The sequence below is a fragment of the Stenotrophomonas maltophilia genome, assembly GCF_039555535.1.
GTDB classification, from domain to species: domain Bacteria; phylum Pseudomonadota; class Gammaproteobacteria; order Xanthomonadales; family Xanthomonadaceae; genus Stenotrophomonas; species Stenotrophomonas maltophilia_Q.
This window is the reverse complement of record NZ_CP154630.1, coordinates 2428708-2445146: the sequence shown is the minus strand read 5'-3', so window position 1 is coordinate 2445146 and position 16439 is coordinate 2428708. Positions and strand designations below refer to the sequence as shown.

At 61.7% G+C, this 16439-nt stretch carries 16 protein-coding genes; 10 read left to right on the top strand and 6 right to left on the bottom strand.

Features of this window, described 5'->3' with window-relative positions; all coding sequences use genetic code 11:
* Positions 1–143: 143 nt before the first annotated feature.
* The 3 genes from AASM09_RS11360 to AASM09_RS11350 all read left to right on the top strand — a co-directional run bounded on the left by AASM09_RS11360 (position 144) and on the right by AASM09_RS11350 (position 3209).
* On the top strand, positions 144–2279 hold the full coding sequence (locus AASM09_RS11360) for a copper-transporting P-type ATPase (protein ID WP_024957401.1): 2136 nt from the start codon (positions 144–146) through the stop codon (positions 2277–2279).
* Positions 2280–2307: 28 nt separating this feature from the next.
* A complete protein-coding gene (locus AASM09_RS11355; RefSeq protein ID WP_005413412.1) occupies positions 2308–2583 on the top strand; it encodes a hypothetical protein in 276 nt (91 codons plus the stop codon).
* A gap of 74 nt (positions 2584–2657) precedes the next feature.
* Complete coding sequence (locus tag AASM09_RS11350) at positions 2658–3209, top strand: DUF305 domain-containing protein (RefSeq protein WP_031269107.1); 552 nt, start codon at positions 2658–2660, stop codon at positions 3207–3209.
* Between the two features lie 29 nt (positions 3210–3238).
* Here AASM09_RS11350 and AASM09_RS22205 read toward each other — a convergent pair whose 3' ends face one another.
* Positions 3239–3445: an arginase family protein gene (locus AASM09_RS22205; RefSeq protein ID WP_005413410.1), complete on the bottom strand. Its 207-nt coding sequence runs from the start codon at positions 3443–3445 to the stop codon at positions 3239–3241.
* Here AASM09_RS22205 and AASM09_RS11345 point away from each other — a divergent pair.
* Together AASM09_RS11345 and AASM09_RS11340 are read left to right on the top strand one after the other, a co-directional pair.
* A complete protein-coding gene (locus tag AASM09_RS11345) occupies positions 3363–3803 on the top strand; it encodes a TonB-dependent receptor (protein ID WP_229298439.1) in 441 nt (146 codons plus the stop codon). The two genes, AASM09_RS22205 and AASM09_RS11345, sit on opposite strands and share 83 nt — an antisense overlap.
* Positions 3804–3829: 26 nt before the next feature.
* On the top strand, positions 3830–4660 hold the full coding sequence (locus tag AASM09_RS11340) for a DUF4198 domain-containing protein (RefSeq protein WP_005413408.1): 831 nt from the start codon (positions 3830–3832) through the stop codon (positions 4658–4660).
* 104 nt (positions 4661–4764) lie between these two features.
* Here the strand turns inward: AASM09_RS11340 and AASM09_RS11335 are convergent, their stop codons facing one another.
* The 5 genes from AASM09_RS11335 to AASM09_RS11315 all read right to left on the bottom strand — a co-directional run bounded on the left by AASM09_RS11335 (position 4765) and on the right by AASM09_RS11315 (position 11587).
* Complete coding sequence (locus AASM09_RS11335; RefSeq protein ID WP_005413407.1) at positions 4765–7905, bottom strand: efflux RND transporter permease subunit; 3141 nt, start codon at positions 7903–7905, stop codon at positions 4765–4767.
* Entirely contained in the window at positions 7902–9416 is a 1515-nt protein-coding gene (locus AASM09_RS11330; protein ID WP_005413406.1) for an efflux RND transporter periplasmic adaptor subunit, read from the bottom strand. Before AASM09_RS11330 ends, AASM09_RS11335 begins: the two co-directional genes overlap by 4 nt.
* On the bottom strand, positions 9413–10717 hold the full coding sequence (locus tag AASM09_RS11325; protein WP_170935783.1) for a TolC family protein: 1305 nt from the start codon (positions 10715–10717) through the stop codon (positions 9413–9415). The genes AASM09_RS11330 and AASM09_RS11325 overlap by 4 nt, the downstream gene beginning before the upstream one ends.
* A 73-nt stretch (positions 10718–10790) precedes the next feature.
* Complete coding sequence (locus AASM09_RS11320) at positions 10791–11186, bottom strand: hypothetical protein (protein WP_005413404.1); 396 nt, start codon at positions 11184–11186, stop codon at positions 10791–10793.
* Positions 11187–11323: 137 nt separating this feature from the next.
* A complete protein-coding gene (locus AASM09_RS11315; RefSeq protein ID WP_021201833.1) occupies positions 11324–11587 on the bottom strand; it encodes a heavy-metal-associated domain-containing protein in 264 nt (87 codons plus the stop codon).
* Positions 11588–11881: 294 nt separating this feature from the next.
* Between AASM09_RS11315 and AASM09_RS11310 the strand changes: the two genes are divergently transcribed.
* The 5 genes from AASM09_RS11310 (at position 11882) to AASM09_RS11290 (ending at position 16172) form a co-directional block, all read left to right on the top strand.
* Positions 11882–12175 carry a BPSL0761 family protein gene (locus AASM09_RS11310; protein WP_223224794.1) on the top strand — a complete coding sequence of 98 codons (294 nt, stop codon included), beginning with the start codon at positions 11882–11884 and terminating at the stop codon, positions 12173–12175.
* Between the two features lie 122 nt (positions 12176–12297).
* A complete protein-coding gene (locus AASM09_RS11305; RefSeq protein ID WP_019184713.1) occupies positions 12298–13119 on the top strand; it encodes an SseB family protein in 822 nt (273 codons plus the stop codon).
* A gap of 172 nt (positions 13120–13291) precedes the next feature.
* Positions 13292–13924 (top strand): hypothetical protein, encoded by a 633-nt coding sequence (locus tag AASM09_RS11300; protein WP_021201832.1) that lies wholly within the window; start codon positions 13292–13294, stop codon positions 13922–13924.
* On the top strand, positions 13917–14444 hold the full coding sequence (locus AASM09_RS11295) for an NIF family HAD-type phosphatase (protein ID WP_021201831.1): 528 nt from the start codon (positions 13917–13919) through the stop codon (positions 14442–14444). Before AASM09_RS11300 ends, AASM09_RS11295 begins: the two co-directional genes overlap by 8 nt.
* A gap of 1098 nt (positions 14445–15542) precedes the next feature.
* Positions 15543–16172, top strand: coding sequence for a cyclin-dependent kinase inhibitor 3 family protein (locus tag AASM09_RS11290; RefSeq protein ID WP_306341171.1), 630 nt, complete (start codon positions 15543–15545; stop codon positions 16170–16172).
* The last annotated feature ends 267 nt before the right edge of the window (positions 16173–16439 follow it).

Sequence of the window (16439 nt, the reverse complement as noted above, 5' to 3'; positions counted from 1 at the left end):
CAGCCCCTGTCGAGGCTGCGGATGGACGGGTCATCACCAATCCCGTCCGCTATACGGACGATGCTCCCCAGCAAGTTGAAGTGACCGCCCCAGCAGCGGTGGCCCAACCCAGCGGTACCCACGCCACGGTCTACACCTGCCCGATGCATCCGCAGATTCGTCAGCCAGGTCCCGGCACCTGTCCGATCTGCGGCATGGCGCTGGAGCCGGAGATGCCCTCGCTGGAGGAGGACGACAATCCAGAGTTACGCGATTTCACCCGAAGGTTCTGGTGGACGTTGCCTTTGACGTTGATCGTCCTGGTCTTGGCCATGCTGGGACACCGTCTGCCCGGCTTGTCCACGCAGGCGCGCACCTGGATTGAGCTCGTGCTGAGCGCCCCGGTGGTGCTCTGGGCGGGGTGGCCTTTCTTTGAGCGCTGCCTACAGTCCATCGGCAATCGCAGCCCCAACATGTGGACGCTGATCGGCATCGGCGTGGCCGCCGCGTTTGGCTACAGCGTGGTGGCCACCGTGGCACCGGACCTGTTTCCGGACTCTTTCCGCGAGCATGGACGGGTAGGGGTCTACTTCGAGGCGGCAGCGGTCATCGTCTCGCTCACCCTGCTCGGACAGCTGCTGGAACTGCGGGCGCGTTCCAAAACCTCGGCGGCCATCAAGTCCCTGCTGGGATTGGCGCCCAAGACGGCTCGCCGCGTCAAACCCGATGGGGGCGAAGAGGACGTTGCGCTGGATCACGTGCACGTGGGTGATCTGCTTCGCGTACGACCGGGCGAGAAGGTGCCGGTCGATGGGGAAGTCATCGAAGGCCGCGCCAGTGTCGATGAGTCGATGCTGACCGGTGAACCCATTCCGGTGGAGAAGGCTGTCGGTGATCACGTTATAGGCGCCACGCTCAACGGGACGGGCGCCTTAGTCATCCGGGCGGACAAAGTCGGATCCGGGACGGTACTGGCGCAGATTGTGCAGTTGGTAGCCCAAGCCCAGCGCTCCCGCGCGCCGATGCAGCGTATGGCGGACAAGGTGGCGTACTGGTTTGTCCTGGCCGTGCTGGCCACGGCGGTGCTCACGTTCTTCGGATGGGGTCTGTTTGGACCCGAACCGTCCTGGACCTTTGCCGTCCTCAATGCCGTATCGGTTCTGATCATTGCTTGCCCGTGTGCCTTGGGTTTGGCTACCCCCATGTCGATCATGGTCGCCACTGGCCGCGCTGCGCAGGTCGGGGTCCTGTTCCGCGATGCTCAGGCGATCGAGCAGCTACGTCTGATCGACACGTTGATCGTGGACAAGACCGGTACGTTGACCGAGGGGCGTCCAGCCTTTCGCGACACGCTCTCCAACGCCGGCTTCGACGCCGATCAGATCCTTTGTTTGGCCGGCAGCTTGGAGCAGGGCAGTGAGCACCCCTTGGCCGAGGCCATCGTGGCTGAAGCCCAGCGACGTGGCTTGAACCTGGTGGCCGCCCAAGATTTTGATTCGCTCACCGGCCAAGGCGTCCGCGGGCGCGTGTCCGATCAGGATGTCGTGCTCGGCAACCAAAGCCTGATGGCGTCGGTTGGCGCCGATGTAGCACCTTTGCAAAGCAGCGCCGAGCGTCTTCGGAAAGAAGGCGCTAGCGTGATGTTCCTGGCGGTCAATGGTCGGTTGGCCGGCGCCATTGCGGTGGCTGATCCCATCAAAGCCACGACCTTGCCTGCCTTGAACCTGCTACGTGCCGATGGCCTGCACGTGGTGATGGCCTCCGGTGACGCACAGGCGACGGCCGAGGCCGTGGGGCGCACGCTGGGCATCGAGGATGTGCGTGGTGGCGTCAAGCCGCAGGACAAGGCCGACCTGGTCCAGCAACTCAAAGCCCAGGGTCGTCGCGTGGCCATGGCTGGCGATGGCATCAACGATGCGCCGGCCCTGGCGGCAGCCGATGTGGGCATCGCGATGGGGACGGGCACGGATGTGGCCATGTCCAGCGCCCAGCTCACCCTGGTCAAGGGTGATTTGAGGCGCATCGTGCAAGCCCGTGCCATCTCGTCTTTGACGGTGGCCAATATGAAGCAGAACCTGGGCTTCGCCTTCGTCTACAACGCCATCGGCGTGCCTATCGCCGCCGGCTTGCTGTATCCCAGCTTCGGCCTTTTGCTCAGTCCGATGATGGCGGCCCTGGCCATGAGCCTGAGCTCGGTTTCGGTGGTCACCAATGCCCTGCGTTTGTCCGGCTCCACCGTTGTTGCCACCCCCCACCCTGACCGCGCCGATGAGCCTGCGCGCGGCCATTCCTGTCACTGATGGCTCATATCCCACAAGGAGTACTGCAATGAAGCGTTATGCCTCCCTCTCGATGATGGCCTTATTCCTGATGGCGGGCGCGGCCTTCGCCGGCGGCCAGACCACCACGCCCACCACCGACCACGGTCAGCACAAGCCGGCGGCGGCCGATGCCGATTTCACCAAGCTCGATGCCAACAAGGACGGCTCGCTGTCCAAGGAAGAACTGGCCAAGCACAAGCTGGCGCCGCACTTTGGCATGCTCGATAGCAACAAAGATGGCAAGCTGAGCCCGCAGGAATTCGCTGCCGGCAAGGGTATGTAAGTGTTCTCAGCCCGGGAGCTGTTCCAACAGTTCGCGGGTTCTTCCGCCGTTCTGCCATTCCCACGGAGATTGTTATGTCCTCTTCGCACGGTACGCACGAAAACGCGCAAGACCCGCAGTCCCAGCACGCAAAACCGCACGCCTCACACCAACCTGCCCACCAGGCACAACAAGGGCATCAAGGCCATTACGGCCGCCTGTTGTTGATGATGGGCCTGTCTTTCGTGGCCATGTACGCATTGATGTACGCAATGGTCGATCAGTGGGCTAACGTCTATAACAACGTGAACCAGTTCTACATGGCGGGCCTGATGGCCGCTCCCATGCTGCTGATCGAGCTGTGGCTAATGTCCAGCATGTACCCCGATCGCCGACGCAATCTGATTCTGGCTGGTCTGACGGTGGCGTTCATGCTGTTCTGCTGGTGGGGCATTCGCACTCAAGCAGCGGTCACTGACAAACAGTTCATCCGTTCGATGATTCCCCACCACGCTGGCGCCATCCTGATGTGTGAGGAGAATCGTCTGAAGGATCCTGAGTTGGTGAAGCTCTGCCAGGACATTATTACCTCGCAGACACAGGAGATCGCGCAAATGAAGCAGTTGCTGGCTGAGCGTTCCCATTAGCTCACTGCCTTTTGCCAGCCGATATCACTTCACTGAGCCTGCGCACTGACCATTCGGTGGATCAAACGCGCGGCCACACGTGCGGTGGCTTGATCCGGATCCAGGGGCGGACACAGTTCCGCCACGTCGACCACACGTACCTTGCCCGAGGCCATGACCAGATCCAGCAGGGCTTCCAGGACCTCCAGACTCACCCCGCGTGGGTTGGGGGCGCTCACGCCCGGGGCCACCACCATTGAGTACGCCGGCAAGATCACCAGCGGCTTGGGTAGCTACACCCAGTGGCGTGGCTTGGGCTCACTGCGTATGGGCAAGAACCGTTGGACCGGCGTCTATTCGGCGCAGTACATCGGCAGCGCGGACGACATCATCGCCGTGCCCGACACGATCGGCTCGCATGTGTCCAGCGTGGTGTACCACAGCCTGCAACTGAGCTACGGCATCAAGAAGAAGTGGGATATCTCCGCCGGCGTTGAAAAAGTGCTCGATAAGAAGGCGCCGTTCGTGAAGAACAACCCCAACACCGACACCGACACCATGACGTACGACTTGCTGGGTCGTCGCTGGAATGTCCGCTTTGGTTACCACTGGTAAGCCACGATCACGAGGAGCTACACATCATGAGAAACACGCAACTATCCGCCACACTACTGCTGTTCGCTGTGGCCGGCAGTGCCGGTGCGCACGACCTGTTTGTCGCTTTCTCCAAGCCTGGCACCGCAGCGGGCGAGGCGAACACAGCGTTGGTGAACAATGGCACCTTCGATGAAAGTGCAGGTGCAGTCACCCGAGCGCGTCTACAGGACGTTTCGCTGAGTCAGGGCGGCGCTAAGGCTGCACCGGACTTGGCCAGTTGGAAAGAGGTCGGCAAGCAGAGCCAGCTCACCGTGCATCCGGCGGGCGAGGGCACCTATCTGCTGGGGGTCTCGACGATGGCCTCCACCAGCACGCGTACGGCCAGCGAGTTCGGCAAGTACCTGGAGTTGGAAGACTTGCCCGATACCCTGGCCACCTATGATGCGAGCAAGTTTCCCAAAGGGGTCACCTATAGCTATACCAAGCATGCTCGTACCATTGGACAGGTGGGCACAAAACTGACCGACGATTTCGCTGCCTCGCTGGGCTATCCGCTGGAGATCCGCTTGGCCCGCAATCCTGGAAGCGTGAAGGTCGGCGAACAGCTGTCGTTCCAGGTGCTGCAGCAGGGCACGCCAGTGCCCAACCTACGCGTGTACGTCGGTCATCGTGCTGACGCACCGGTCAAGGGTGGGCACGGTAGCGCTACGCTCCTGCGCACCGATGCCCAAGGCCAAGCCAGTTTCCAGGTGACCACCGCCAAGACCTGGTACATCCACACCAATCACATTGTGCCCTCTACACAAAAGGGTTTGGATTTTGTGTCGGATCGGGCGTCGCTGAGCTTTGAGATTTCCCCGCACGCCGGGCACTGATAAGTAAGCATGTAGGCGGTACTCTCCCCTTTGACGCCAGTCATGACTTCTTCCATGACTGGCGTCTTTTTGTGGGGACTTACCTCAAGTGCTCAGTCTGTCTCTCATTGGTCGCCCCGCGCCGCGCGCAATCCACGTCGCCGCACTAGATAGAACGCTGCGGGAATCACCACCATAGAGAGCACCGGTGCGGTGAGCATGCCACCCAGCATCGGCGCGGCGATACGTTGCATGACCTCCGAGCCGGCACCGGCACCGACGAAAAGCGGAAACAACCCGGCTAGGATGACGGCTACCGTCATCGCCTTCGGGCGCACCCGTTGCACGGCGCCTTCGTAGATAGCCTCTTGCAGGGTAGACACATCTTCCGGCGCACCGCTGGCCAAGCGCTGCTCCCAGGCATGACGCAGGTACAGCAGCATGATGACGCCGAACTCAGCCGCAACGCCGCCCAGGGCGATGAATCCGATCATGCTGGCCACCGAAATCGCATGGCCCAGCCCCCAGATCAACCAGAAACCGCCCACCAACGCCAAGGGCAAGCTGAGCAGGATGATGGATACATCGCTAAGCCGGCGAAACACCATCCAGATGACCAGGAAGATGATCGCCAACGCCGCGGGCACCACCCATTGCAGGCGTGCCAAAGCCCGTTGCAGATACTCGTACTGCCCCGACCACGCCAGACCATAGCCGGCAGGCAAACTCACCTGGGTCTGCACCGCGGCTTGCAGGTCCTGGACCACCGATCCCAAGTCGCGATCGGCCACATCCACGTAGATGTAGCCCACCAACCGGCCGTTATCGCTCTTGAGCATCGGCGGGCCTGGGCTGATTGACAGCTCCGCCACCTGGCTCAAGGTCAGTTGCACACCGCCTGGCGCGATCAGCGGCAGATCCTGCAAGGCCTGCAACGAGTCACGCTGGCCACGGGGGTAGCGCAAGACGATGGGATAGCGTTCGCGCCCCTCGATCGTTTCCCCGATTGGATCACCGCCAACGACCGTGGCAATCAGTTGCTGGAGTTGGCCTTGAGTGAATCCGTAACGTGCAGCGATTTCCGGGCGCACCTGTACATCGACATAGCGCCCACCCGTGACGCGTTCGGCCAGTGCCGAACTCACGCCGGGCACAGTCTTGGCCACCTGCTCGATCTGCTGGCTCAGGCGCTCGATCTGCTCCACATCGGGTCCGGAGACCTTGATCCCAATCGGGCTCTTGATGCCGGTGGCCAACATATCGATGCGATTGCGAATGGGCGGGACCCATAGGTTGGTCAGACCGGGAATCTTGACCGCTGCGTCCAACTCCTGGCGTAGCTTCTGGGGGGTCATGCCCGGGCGCCATTGATCCCGCGGCTTGAAGGTCACGGTGGTCTCAAACATTTCGATCGGTGCCGGATCGGTCGCACTTTCGGCACGGCCCGCCTTGCCGAACACGTGCTCAACCTCCGGTACGGTCTTGATCATCCGGCCCGAGAGCTGGAGCAACTGACGGGCCTTGTCGGCGGACAGGCCGGGCAGGGCCGTGGGCATGTACAACAGGCTGCCTTCTTCCAAGGGCGGCATGAACTCACTGCCCAACCGGCTAAAGGGGATCAAGGTGAGCACTAGCAGCAGGCCGCTGAGCAGCAAGGTGACACCGGGATGTTTGAGGACCCACAGCAGGATGGGCCGATAGCCAGCGATCAGGATGCGATTGATGGGGTTCTGCTGTTCCGGGCGGATGCGGCCGCGGATCAGGTAGCCCATCAAGACGGGGATCAAGGTCACCGACAACCCTGCTGCGGCGGCCATCGCGTAGGTCTTGGTGTAGGCCAGAGGCGAGAACAATCGCCCTTCCTGCGCCTGCAGGGCAAAAACCGGCACGAAAGACAGGGTGATGACCAGCAAGCTGGCGAACAGGGCCGGTCCGACCTCGGCCGCCGAGCGGGCCATCAGCTGCCAGCGCTCCTCACCCTGAGGTTCCCGGCCGTGCGCCTCCCGCCAGTGCTCCAGATGCTTGTGTGCATTTTCGATCATCACCACCGCTGCATCGACCATCGCACCAATGGCGATGGCGATGCCGCCTAATGACAGCAAGTTGGCGGAGATCCCCTGGGCGTGCATCACGATGAAGGCCGCCAGGATACCCAAAGGCAGGGTGATGACGGCCACCAACGCCGAGCGTAGGTGCCACAGGAACAGCAGGCATACCAGCGCTACGACCAGAAACTCTTCGCCAAGCTTGTGGGTGAGGTTGCGTACCGCATCCTGGATCAGCTCGGAGCGGTCGTACACCGGCACCACTTCCACGCCCTCGGGCAAGCTGGATTGCAACGCCTGCAGTCGCGCTTTGACGTTCCGAATGGCCCCCAAGGCATCCTTGCCGGTCCGCAGGACGATCACGCCGCCGGCCACCTCACCTTGACCATCCAACTCTGCGATACCACGACGGAAGACCGGCCCGCGACTGATCGTGGCCACCTCGCCGAGCAGGACGGGGATGCCGTCGTTGCCGGTTACCGGCACCTGTTCGAACGCCTCCTGTGTGCGCAGGTAGCCTTCGCTGCGCACCATCAGTTCGGCTTCGCCTTGTTCGATCACCGAGCCCCCGGTAGCGCCGTTGGCCGCATCCACCGCCTCGATGAGCTCGGCCACCGTCAGTCCACGGGCCGCCAACGCCTGCGGATCGGGCTGGATCTGCCAGGCGCGCACCGCACCGCCCACACTGGCTACTTCAGCCACGTCCGGCACGGTTTTTAGCTCATAACGAAGAAACCAGTCCTGCAACGCACGCAGCTGCCCCACATCACGTTGACCTGTTCGATCCACCAAGGCGTACTGGTAGATCCAGCCCAGTCCTGTCGCATCAGGACCCAGCGCCGGATTCACATTCGGCGGAAGTCGATCGCGTACCTGGCTCAAGTACTCGAGCACTCGAGAGCGCGCCCAGTAAAGATCAGTGGCATCGTCAAACAGGATGTAGACGAATGAATCACCGAAGAAGGAGAAGCCGCGTACCGCCTTCACGCCCGGCACGGACAACATCGTGGTGGCCAACGGGTAGGTGACCTGGTCTTCGATGATGCGCGGGGTTTGCCCCGCCCATTGCGTGCGGATGATGACCTGGGTATCGGACAGGTCCGGCAGCGCATCCAGCGGCGTGTTCTTTACCGACCAGATACCGACCACCGCCAGCAGCGCGGCGGCAACCAGCACCAGCACGCGATTGGCGATGCAAGCATGGATCAGGCGCGCGATCATGGTGTGCCCTCCATCGCTTCGGACATGACCTCGCTTGCCTGGCAATCAGCGGCTGCGGCGGGGCCGAACTTGGGTACCAACTGCATATCCATGAACGGTGACTTGCCCGGCTTGTCGAAATGCTTCTCCGGCACCATCGGGTCATACCAGTACTGCACCGGGCAGCGCGGCGGCGTAGAGGTGGAGGTGTCTGGCGCGACAGGCGCCGGCTGTCTGGACGGTGACGGCACGACAGTGCGTGGTTCGTGCCCGGCGTCATGGCGCTCGTGCACACCTGATGCGCTGGCAGGGCGTGTCGGTTGTGCAGCACCCAGGCGCTCCAACGCACCGGAGAGACTGGCTTCGGAGTCGAGCAAGAACTGACCCGAGACGACCACGCGTTCACCACCGGCCAAGCCTGCCACGATCTGCGTGCGCCCTTGCACGCTACGTCCCACACTCACCCGCACTGGCCGGAAGCTCCCGTCCGGATCCTGCACGATGACCCGGCTGTCCCGCCCGGTGGCGATCAGCGCCTCCGTGGGAACGACTGGCAGGGCCTGCTCGGCGTCGGGCTGCACCAGAACCTCGGCGAACATGCCCGGCACCAGCCGACGCTGCGGGTTGCGCAGCACAATTCGCGCCCGCTGCGTGCGACTAGCCATGTCGACCTGGGGAAGCAACGCCTGGATCTGTCCGGCAAAGCGCTCTGCCGGCCAGGCACTGACCGTGGCCTGCACTGAGGTCCCCGGCCGCAAGGTGCCCAGCGCTGCCTGGGGTACCGAGGCCTCCAGCCACAACGTGTCCAGCCCATTGATCTTGAACAGTGGCGTACCGGGCATCACCGTCTGTCCCTCGCGTGCCAGGATCTCGGTCACGACACCACTGTGGTCTGCGCTAAGCACGACGCCACTTCTGGCCGAGGCGCCAGAAGGAACACCCAACGAACGCAACCGTTGTTGCGCCGCACCCTGCAGCTCACGCGCGCCCGCGGACTGAGCTTGGCTCAGGGCATGTGCTTCGGCGATGGCCGCGTTCCATGCCGGGGCCTGCACGGTGGCCAGCGTTTGACCACGACGAACCTCGGTAAACGGCGCCTTTACCTGCACGTGGGTGATCAAGCCTTCCATGCGCGCACTGATCACGCTTTCCTGGGTCAGATCCCACGTCAGTGTGCCCGGCACGCGTACGGCAGTCCCTAGTAACTCTACCGTCACTTCCTGAGTGCGTATGCCCACGTTCTGCTGCAGGCGCGGATCGATCTGCGTTCCGCCCCCTATGGCCTCATCTGCGTATTTGGGCAGCAACTCCATATCCATGAACGGAGATTTGCCCGGCTTGTCGAATCGCTGCTCCGGCGCCATGGGGTCGTACCAGTACAGCACCTTGCGTGCTTGATCTGCGACGCTCGTGCCGGGGGGCGGGGTGGTATCAGAGGTTCGAGTCATCCAGGCGTAGCCGCCGGCAAAGCCGAGCGCCAGCAACCCGAGGGCCACGGCGAGCTGTGTGAGACGCGTCTTGGTCGGGCTCATGGCGTGTTCTCCTCATGGGGTAGCAGATAGGCCAGTGCCGCCCAGGCACGGCCCTGTTCGCCCAGCAGACGGGCGTTCTCCAGGTGCAATTCGATCTCATCGCGCCGCGCTTCCAGCCACGGCTGCAGGTCGGCACCGGCGCCGTAGGCGGCCAACGCCGTGCGTGCACGATCGCGCGCCAAAGGCAGGCTCTGCGTGTTCTGGCGCTCCAACTGGCCGGTTAACCCGCGCCATCGCGCTATCGCGCGTTGCACCGACTCGGCTTGGATGCGCCGGGCCTCATCGCGCTCTGCGGACACCGCCTCCAGCTCGGCCCGCCGTGCCGCGATGCCTCGTGCTTGGCGGTTCTTCTGGAACAGCGGCAGGCCCACACCCACTTCCACCATGAGCATGTCGCTGCGCGCCATGCCGTCGGGTGCGCGCTCGCGACGTCCGTAGGTGAGCTCCACACTCCAATCCGGGCGGGTTTCGGCCACGGCCGCATCCACCTGGGCCTGGGCTAAGCTCTCGCGTGCCTCCCAGCCCAGTAGTGGCGTGTGTTGGTCCAGTTTGGCCAGCAGTTGGGTGGGCTCCAATGGCAACTGCGAAAAATCCGGTGCCGCACCACTGGCCAAGATCGCCTCTGGTGCAATACCCAACCACCGCGCCAGGCCGGCCTGCGCGGCGGCGTGCTCCGCATGTACCTGCTCCAGGCGATTGTCCAACTGCAGTAGGGCGGCCTGGGCGGCAAGCACATCACTGGCCCCGGCCGTGCCGCCTGCCAAGCGAGCACGCGCCGCACGCTCGGCTATACGGGCCGGCTCGCGCAGACCTTCCAACGCATCTACGGCTTGCTGCGTACTCCACAGCTCGATCCAGGCCAGCGCGGCCGCTTGGGCCACCATCTGCTGTTCGGCCATCGACAGTGAGCGCGCTTGCGCCAGCGTCGCTTGCGCCAAGGCGTGCTCGGCACGTCGTTTCGCACGCGCAGGAAACTCCTGCATCAGACCGATTTGCTGGGTGGTCATCTCATCGGCCCGCAAGCTGAAGGCATCGGGTCCGCTGACGGGCCAGTTCGCCAGCCCCACGATCAAACGTGGGTCGGGAAGCGCGCCAGCACGCGCGGCTTCTTCGGTACTGGCATCGATCTGCGATCGGCGCACCTGCAGGGTTGGGGCGTTAGCAAGCGCCCGTTGTAGGGCTTCTGTGTAGCTGATCGGGATAGCGGGCGATGCCGCCAGCACAGGACCACTGAGCGCCAGGGCAAACACGAACCCACACGCCATCTTGCGCCTTGCACGCAAGAAGAAAGACATCTCCATAAGACCTCCGGGAAACGACAACGAGCGCGCTGCAACGCATGCAGCACGAGCACGGGTCAATCCAGGAGGGGGCTTAAATCAGCAGGCTACAAAAGCGCTGCAGGGGAGGCGGATCGGACACGCACACCGGAACATCCCGATACAACTGCGCGTGTACCGGTGGCAACAGAGCCTGCACCAGCGCGAAGGCGGCCAGCGCGGGCTGGTAAGGCACTTGAGGGGCCTTCGCATCGGCCGTGGCGATGTGATCGCGCTGGCAATGCTGGTCGCACAACGCCGGAGCATCGGGATCCGGCGTGGACATCTCTTCGCAACCGACCATCAGGGTCGCTTGTCCAGCTTCCACCGATTCCAGCGGACAGGCGTAAGCCACCAGCGCGAGTTGCTGCAGCAGCAGCGCCCACAGTCCCAGCCATGCCAGTCGGGCACGAGAACGGGGTCGCCGCCATCGCCTCAGCAGCCTCACCATGACAGCTCCCGCACGCCCGAAGCAGCGCCTGCGGACGCTGGGCAGATCAGGGCAGGGGACGTGCGAGCTCTCATGATGGCCAGTCTAGCCCTCTTGGGGCCGACTGTCATTGATCAGGATCAAGCCCTCGCGCGGACTCAGCGGTGGCATCCGCCGCAGCAGGAGGATGCGACGGCCGGGGCGGCCGGCGTACCAGCCTCAGAAGGGAGCACCGCAGCGATCACATAGCCTTGCCGCTGGATAGCCTCAACCGCCTGTTCTACGGCAAGCAGGCCCTCGATCTTGACCACGCCACTGCCCAGATCGACGTCCACCTGGGCGTGGGGGTCAAGGGCCTGAATGGCTTGGGTGACCGTTCGGACACAGTGACCACAGGTCATACCTTCAACAACGAGATTCATGGACAACCCTCCAAAAGCATCGGCGGTTTGCCGACGGCGTGACGATGAGCCTTCCCACGGTGGGAAGGTCAAACGACAGGCAAGTTGAGTGGTAATCCGTCCCGCGTTGTTGACCTTCCCATCATGGGAAGGCTCAGGCTACCTGCTCGTTCCTATTGGCCCTCACTCCATGGACATAACGCTCACTTATGCGAATTAAGTTATTGATTATATTACATTAATACAGGAATCGCAAGGTCTGTAGTTGCACCGTGCCCTGGCCGGCCACAAACGCGATAAGCTAAGCATTCCTTAGTGCTAGTCATTCTTGATGTCATGACGATGCCATCTGAGCGCACCCGCAATGTGCTGCAGGCGGGCGCGTTCCTCAGGCAGCTAGCGGCCAGCCAAGCCGTGCCTAAAGAGGTGCGGCAAGAGGCATATCGACTGCTGCGGCACTATCCAACCGTCAGCGACATCGAGGCGATTGCTGAGCACGAAGAGCGGCTGCGAGCGCTGACCCAGTCGGCCTTCGTACGACCCTACCTGAGCAGCGAGATCGAGGCGGATTGGTTCTCCGGGTACCCGCTCGGCCCTCATCGCATCTGACCATGAAGCAACCGAGCAGGCCGCGTGGAAGAGGGACTACGTCTGCGGAGACAGCGCTGGAGGCTTCCTTTGAACGGGCCCGCGACAGTGCGGCCGAGGAACGCGCATTCTTCAAGCGACTGATGGATGCGATCGTGTACGTGCATGCGCCCATCTCGGACGACGCGCAGACACTGCGGCTGGTCCAGTTCCGCCATCCTGACGGTTTCGATGCGATCCCTTTCTTTACCTCGCTCGACAAGGCGCAGGCGGCCAGCTCGTCTGCTGTCAGAATTCTGGGAGTTTCAGGCCGTGAGCTGCTAACCGGTACTCGCGGCGCGACGTTGATGCTCAATCCCAACTACGGCGGCGTTGTCCTGTACCCGGAAGAGGTTGCGACATTGTTGGATACGGGCTTTCTGGCCAGGGTGGAACGTCTGGCGCCGGCGGAGTTCGCGGTGAGACCTGCCCAGGCCGCGCCGGCTTGGCTCGCTCCGGCCATCAGCGGCAGCCTTGAGCACGCCGACTTCGTCTCGTCGGCCTATCTCCTGGAAACTCACTCGTCAGGGGGCGTCGAACAGCCTCCCGGTCTGTTGATCTGGCTGGTGGTGGACCTGGCTTTCGCCGAGCGGGCGGCTCGTCTGGTGACCACCGCCATACAGCCCTTATGCTCAGATTTGGACGTCATCATCGACTTGGCGGTCCACGACGTATCGCTGCCTTTGCCGGCGGGCTTGGATGATCCCCAGATCCTGCCCATATTTTTTCACGAGAATCAAGCCAACTTGAGCACAGCTCATCGGCCTATGAGCCCTGAAGATAAGCTACTAGCACTCCTTCCGGGATTGACCGAGGAAGAGAAGGAACGGCGGACCCGCGAGGGTATGGCCGACGTCGACGCTGGACGTACGATCCCGCACGAGGAACTACTGCAATGGATCAGGCGACGGTCAGAGCCTTCTTGAAGGTTTCCGTTGGGTCAGGAGCGTGGAAACTCTTGAATCCAATATTCAAGAAGGGCACGCGTGCCTGAGCAGTACTCCAGGAATGCCTGTGTCACGCGGCTTCTGGTTCAATCAAGCCTAGGTCTGTAATCCACGAACTGCCTGACGTCGAGGGGTGTTTCCTCGTTGAATCATGGTGTTAGAGACGATTCGGCTGTTTTTCTCACGAATCCCTGCCGACCTTCTTGAAAAACTGAACCAGACCTACCCAAACGCTTCCGTAAGGCAGGTGGTGAGAGGGCAGGTTAAGCACATCAGGGATAGCAATCCCAAGGAGATAGAAGCGCTACGACAGGAGGCCAACGATCAACTTCCTACTATCGCCGAGCTAAAGAGGGTCAGTGCGGTTGATCCAGAGTTCCGGATGGAAAACAGCTTCTTTGGGCCCAAGCCAGTCATCACCGCCCGCATCATCAACCGCTCAACACTGCCATTGAGCGAAGCGAGCTGGAATGCGGCGCTGTACATCAATGGCGATGTACAGCCTGTAGCCACGTCGAAGGTGCGCAGCGATTTCCGTTCCATCGAAGGCCTCAAGCCCGAACACCATGTTACGGCTCGATTCACTGTCGGATTCGTCAAGGGCGATAAGGCCTGGACCACCTTGGCGATTCGTCAAGCTACATCCACACGCGTCGAGCTGGAGATGATCCCTGAGACAGCAATGGACTTTACGGACAAAGCCTATCTAAGTGCCGATCTTCAGAAGCGCATTGATTTCCTTGAGAACCAACTCAAGCAAGCGAGCGAGTTCGAAGATGTCTGATGCTACCAAGCCCCGCCGGCGGATCACCCTCCGGCGGGGCTTGGTAGCGGTACCGACGTTCACCCCCGCCAAAGAGGACCATTACACAATGCGCCCGTCCATCCTCGCCTTGGACTTAGAAGGAACGCTGATTTCCAACGCTGTAAGCCAGATCCCGCGCCCGGGCCTCTACGAATTTCTGGAGTCGGCAAAGTCGCTCTTTGAGGGTCTAGTCATCTTCACCACAGTTCCGGAGCCTAGATTTCGCGAGATTGCCGACCTATTGGCTTGCGAAGGAGCGGCCCCGGGTTGGTTTGCCCGCTTGCCATACATAGACTGGACTGGGCCGACGAAGGATCTTGCCAACGTTTCCCAGCCCATCGGCTCTGCATGGCTACTAGATGATTACGCCCCCTATGTACAACCGGGACAGGAACATTGCTGGGTCCCGGTTCAACTGTTTTGTTCTCCTTACCCCGAGGACGACGCGGGACTGGACGATGCCATCGAGGCAATCCGTAAGCGACTGAACGAGTACTAGAGGGCCATCTCTTGGCCAGCGTCCAATGGGCCACAGGCTCGCCGGTCAACCAAGGTCCAGCGCTTCGTTGGAGAACCGTCGATATAGACCTGGGGGGGCGTTTACCGCGATAGAGTCCTGAGCCCCCTCAAACCATCTCATGGACCCGTGGCAGCTGGTCGGTCTACTCAGACTAGAAGCTAAAGCTGCCAACTGCCGCTAGGTTCCAGCCAGTACGCCATGCCCAGCGGCAGGAAAGTCTCCATTGCAACGTCCAGGATCAACGGCTGACGCCAACCCTGACCAGGCAAGAAGCAAAAATCCTTCCGGGCGAGGGTTCCAGCTTGCTCGCGTCCAGCTAACCAGATGCATCTGCGTTTTATCTCGCGATCAAGTGCTCGCCTCGCGGCATGCTCATCCAAACCGCTTTGTATGAACTCCGAGGCAGAATTTCGCATGCTCGCCCACAGCACGTAGCGCTTACGCCCCAAGCTGAGCGCATTCCATTCAGGCGATCCAATCGACTGAAGCCCGTCGCCTAGCTTCGGGTCCAACCGATGCTTCCGCAGAAGGTTTGCCAAGTACGCTCGAGCTTCGGTGGATGCCAGTGAAATTCCGAGATTCCGCCTCGCACTGGGCGTGCACTCAGCCGCCCACTGGGTGAGCGACCGGGTCAATGCCGACTCAAGGTTCAAGTCACTGCGAGACCACGGAGATTTGTAGGACCAAGCCAGGGGCTCATACAGAGATCTTGCGGCAAGCCGAGAACATTCGACTGGTTCGCGATGGAGGACGCGCAGCGTCGCAAGCGTGTCAAGTGCCTGCGAGGCCAACCCCTCAGCAGCTACCGGCGAACTAGCCGTTCTTGAGCGCTCTAGCGCGCACCACGCGCACGCAAGAAAGGGACCTATTGAACGAACGAAATTGTCCAGTTCTGGCCAGGGCGCGATGAGGGTCGGTTGGCTAACGACATAGGCCACACAGCCCTCAAATCGCGATACCAGTTGTCAGGATATCAACCTGCCCACAGACTGTCTATCTGACTTTCCGATATTGACCCTTAGGTGTTCTCTCCAGTTCAACGATATCTGAACATCCGATATCCTAGCCGTGCAGCGAATGAGCGGGGAGCGCCCCGGCGCACGACGCAGAACGTTACCGCATGTTGGGAGAGCCGAAATGATGCGCACCAGCGCTAGCCACCCGTTACTGATTGCAGAGTTGCCTGTTGGAGCCCATGGAGGCGGCATAGGGGTGACATTTGCGCCAGGCAAGTACCAGGAAGTCGCCATGACTGGAGCATGGGCGAGAGACCTAGATGTGGACGTCTCGGCTATTCAGGACTGGGGTGCCACTCACCTAGTCACCTTGCTTGAGCCTTGGGAGCTCAAGGACCTTCGAATCGAGAGCTTACCGGCGATAGTGGCGGGGAAGGGCATCTCTTGGCATGGACTGCCAATCACTGATGGAGCCGCACCAGACGACAGACTCCTCAAAGATTGGCTACAGCTAAGTGCTGAGCTCGTCGCTGACATGCTGAGCGGTCAAAGGATCGTGGTCCACTGCAAGGGGGGGTTGGGACGCGCGGGAACGGTCGCTGCCATGCTTTTGCTGCAGTCTGGCGAGGCCAAGCGGGCATCGGATGCCATCCACATGGTGCGGCATGCCAGGCCAGGCGCAATCGAAACGATTGCTCAAGAGGAGTTCCTAGAGTACTGGGCGCAGAGCCTTCACCCGGGCGGAGCTTGACCACTCAGGTGCGCAGTCAGGAACTCAAGGACGAGTTGCCTGTGGATCCAGAACTCGAGGGCTTCTTAGGTCTGGATCCAGAAATCGACGGCGTCTCCATAGTGGATCTTCGCGAGGGTTCAGGGCACATCAAAAATTCGCTGCCTCGAAAGCTAAGAACCTTGCTGTCGCACGAATCAGGGTCTTGTGCTGGGGCCGGACCAGCGCTATCGCTGACTAAGGCAGGGCAACCTCCAGGGACTGTACTGCGACGGCGCGATCAATAGA

What these genes read in the sequence shown, in the direction of transcription:
- AASM09_RS11360 (WP_024957401.1), top strand. Translation starts at nt 144, where the DNA reads ATGCATCCGCAGATTCGTCAGCCAGGTCCCGGCACCTGTCCGATCTGC.
- AASM09_RS11355 (WP_005413412.1), top strand. Translation starts at nt 2,308, where the DNA reads ATGAAGCGTTATGCCTCCCTCTCGATGATGGCCTTATTCCTGATGGCG.
- AASM09_RS11350 (WP_031269107.1), top strand. Translation starts at nt 2,658, where the DNA reads ATGTCCTCTTCGCACGGTACGCACGAAAACGCGCAAGACCCGCAGTCC.
- AASM09_RS11345 (WP_229298439.1), top strand. Translation starts at nt 3,363, where the DNA reads ATGACCAGATCCAGCAGGGCTTCCAGGACCTCCAGACTCACCCCGCGT.
- AASM09_RS22205 (WP_005413410.1), bottom strand. Translation starts at nt 3,445, where the DNA reads ATGGTGGTGGCCCCGGGCGTGAGCGCCCCCAACCCACGCGGGGTGAGT.
- AASM09_RS11340 (WP_005413408.1), top strand. Translation starts at nt 3,830, where the DNA reads ATGAGAAACACGCAACTATCCGCCACACTACTGCTGTTCGCTGTGGCC.
- AASM09_RS11335 (WP_005413407.1), bottom strand. Translation starts at nt 7,905, where the DNA reads ATGATCGCGCGCCTGATCCATGCTTGCATCGCCAATCGCGTGCTGGTG.
- AASM09_RS11330 (WP_005413406.1), bottom strand. Translation starts at nt 9,416, where the DNA reads ATGAGCCCGACCAAGACGCGTCTCACACAGCTCGCCGTGGCCCTCGGG.
- AASM09_RS11325 (WP_170935783.1), bottom strand. Translation starts at nt 10,717, where the DNA reads ATGGAGATGTCTTTCTTCTTGCGTGCAAGGCGCAAGATGGCGTGTGGG.
- AASM09_RS11320 (WP_005413404.1), bottom strand. Translation starts at nt 11,186, where the DNA reads ATGGTGAGGCTGCTGAGGCGATGGCGGCGACCCCGTTCTCGTGCCCGA.
- AASM09_RS11315 (WP_021201833.1), bottom strand. Translation starts at nt 11,587, where the DNA reads ATGAATCTCGTTGTTGAAGGTATGACCTGTGGTCACTGTGTCCGAACG.
- AASM09_RS11305 (WP_019184713.1), top strand. Translation starts at nt 12,298, where the DNA reads ATGGATGCGATCGTGTACGTGCATGCGCCCATCTCGGACGACGCGCAG.
- AASM09_RS11300 (WP_021201832.1), top strand. Translation starts at nt 13,292, where the DNA reads ATGGTGTTAGAGACGATTCGGCTGTTTTTCTCACGAATCCCTGCCGAC.
- AASM09_RS11295 (WP_021201831.1), top strand. Translation starts at nt 13,917, where the DNA reads ATGTCTGATGCTACCAAGCCCCGCCGGCGGATCACCCTCCGGCGGGGC.
- AASM09_RS11290 (WP_306341171.1), top strand. Translation starts at nt 15,543, where the DNA reads ATGAGCGGGGAGCGCCCCGGCGCACGACGCAGAACGTTACCGCATGTT.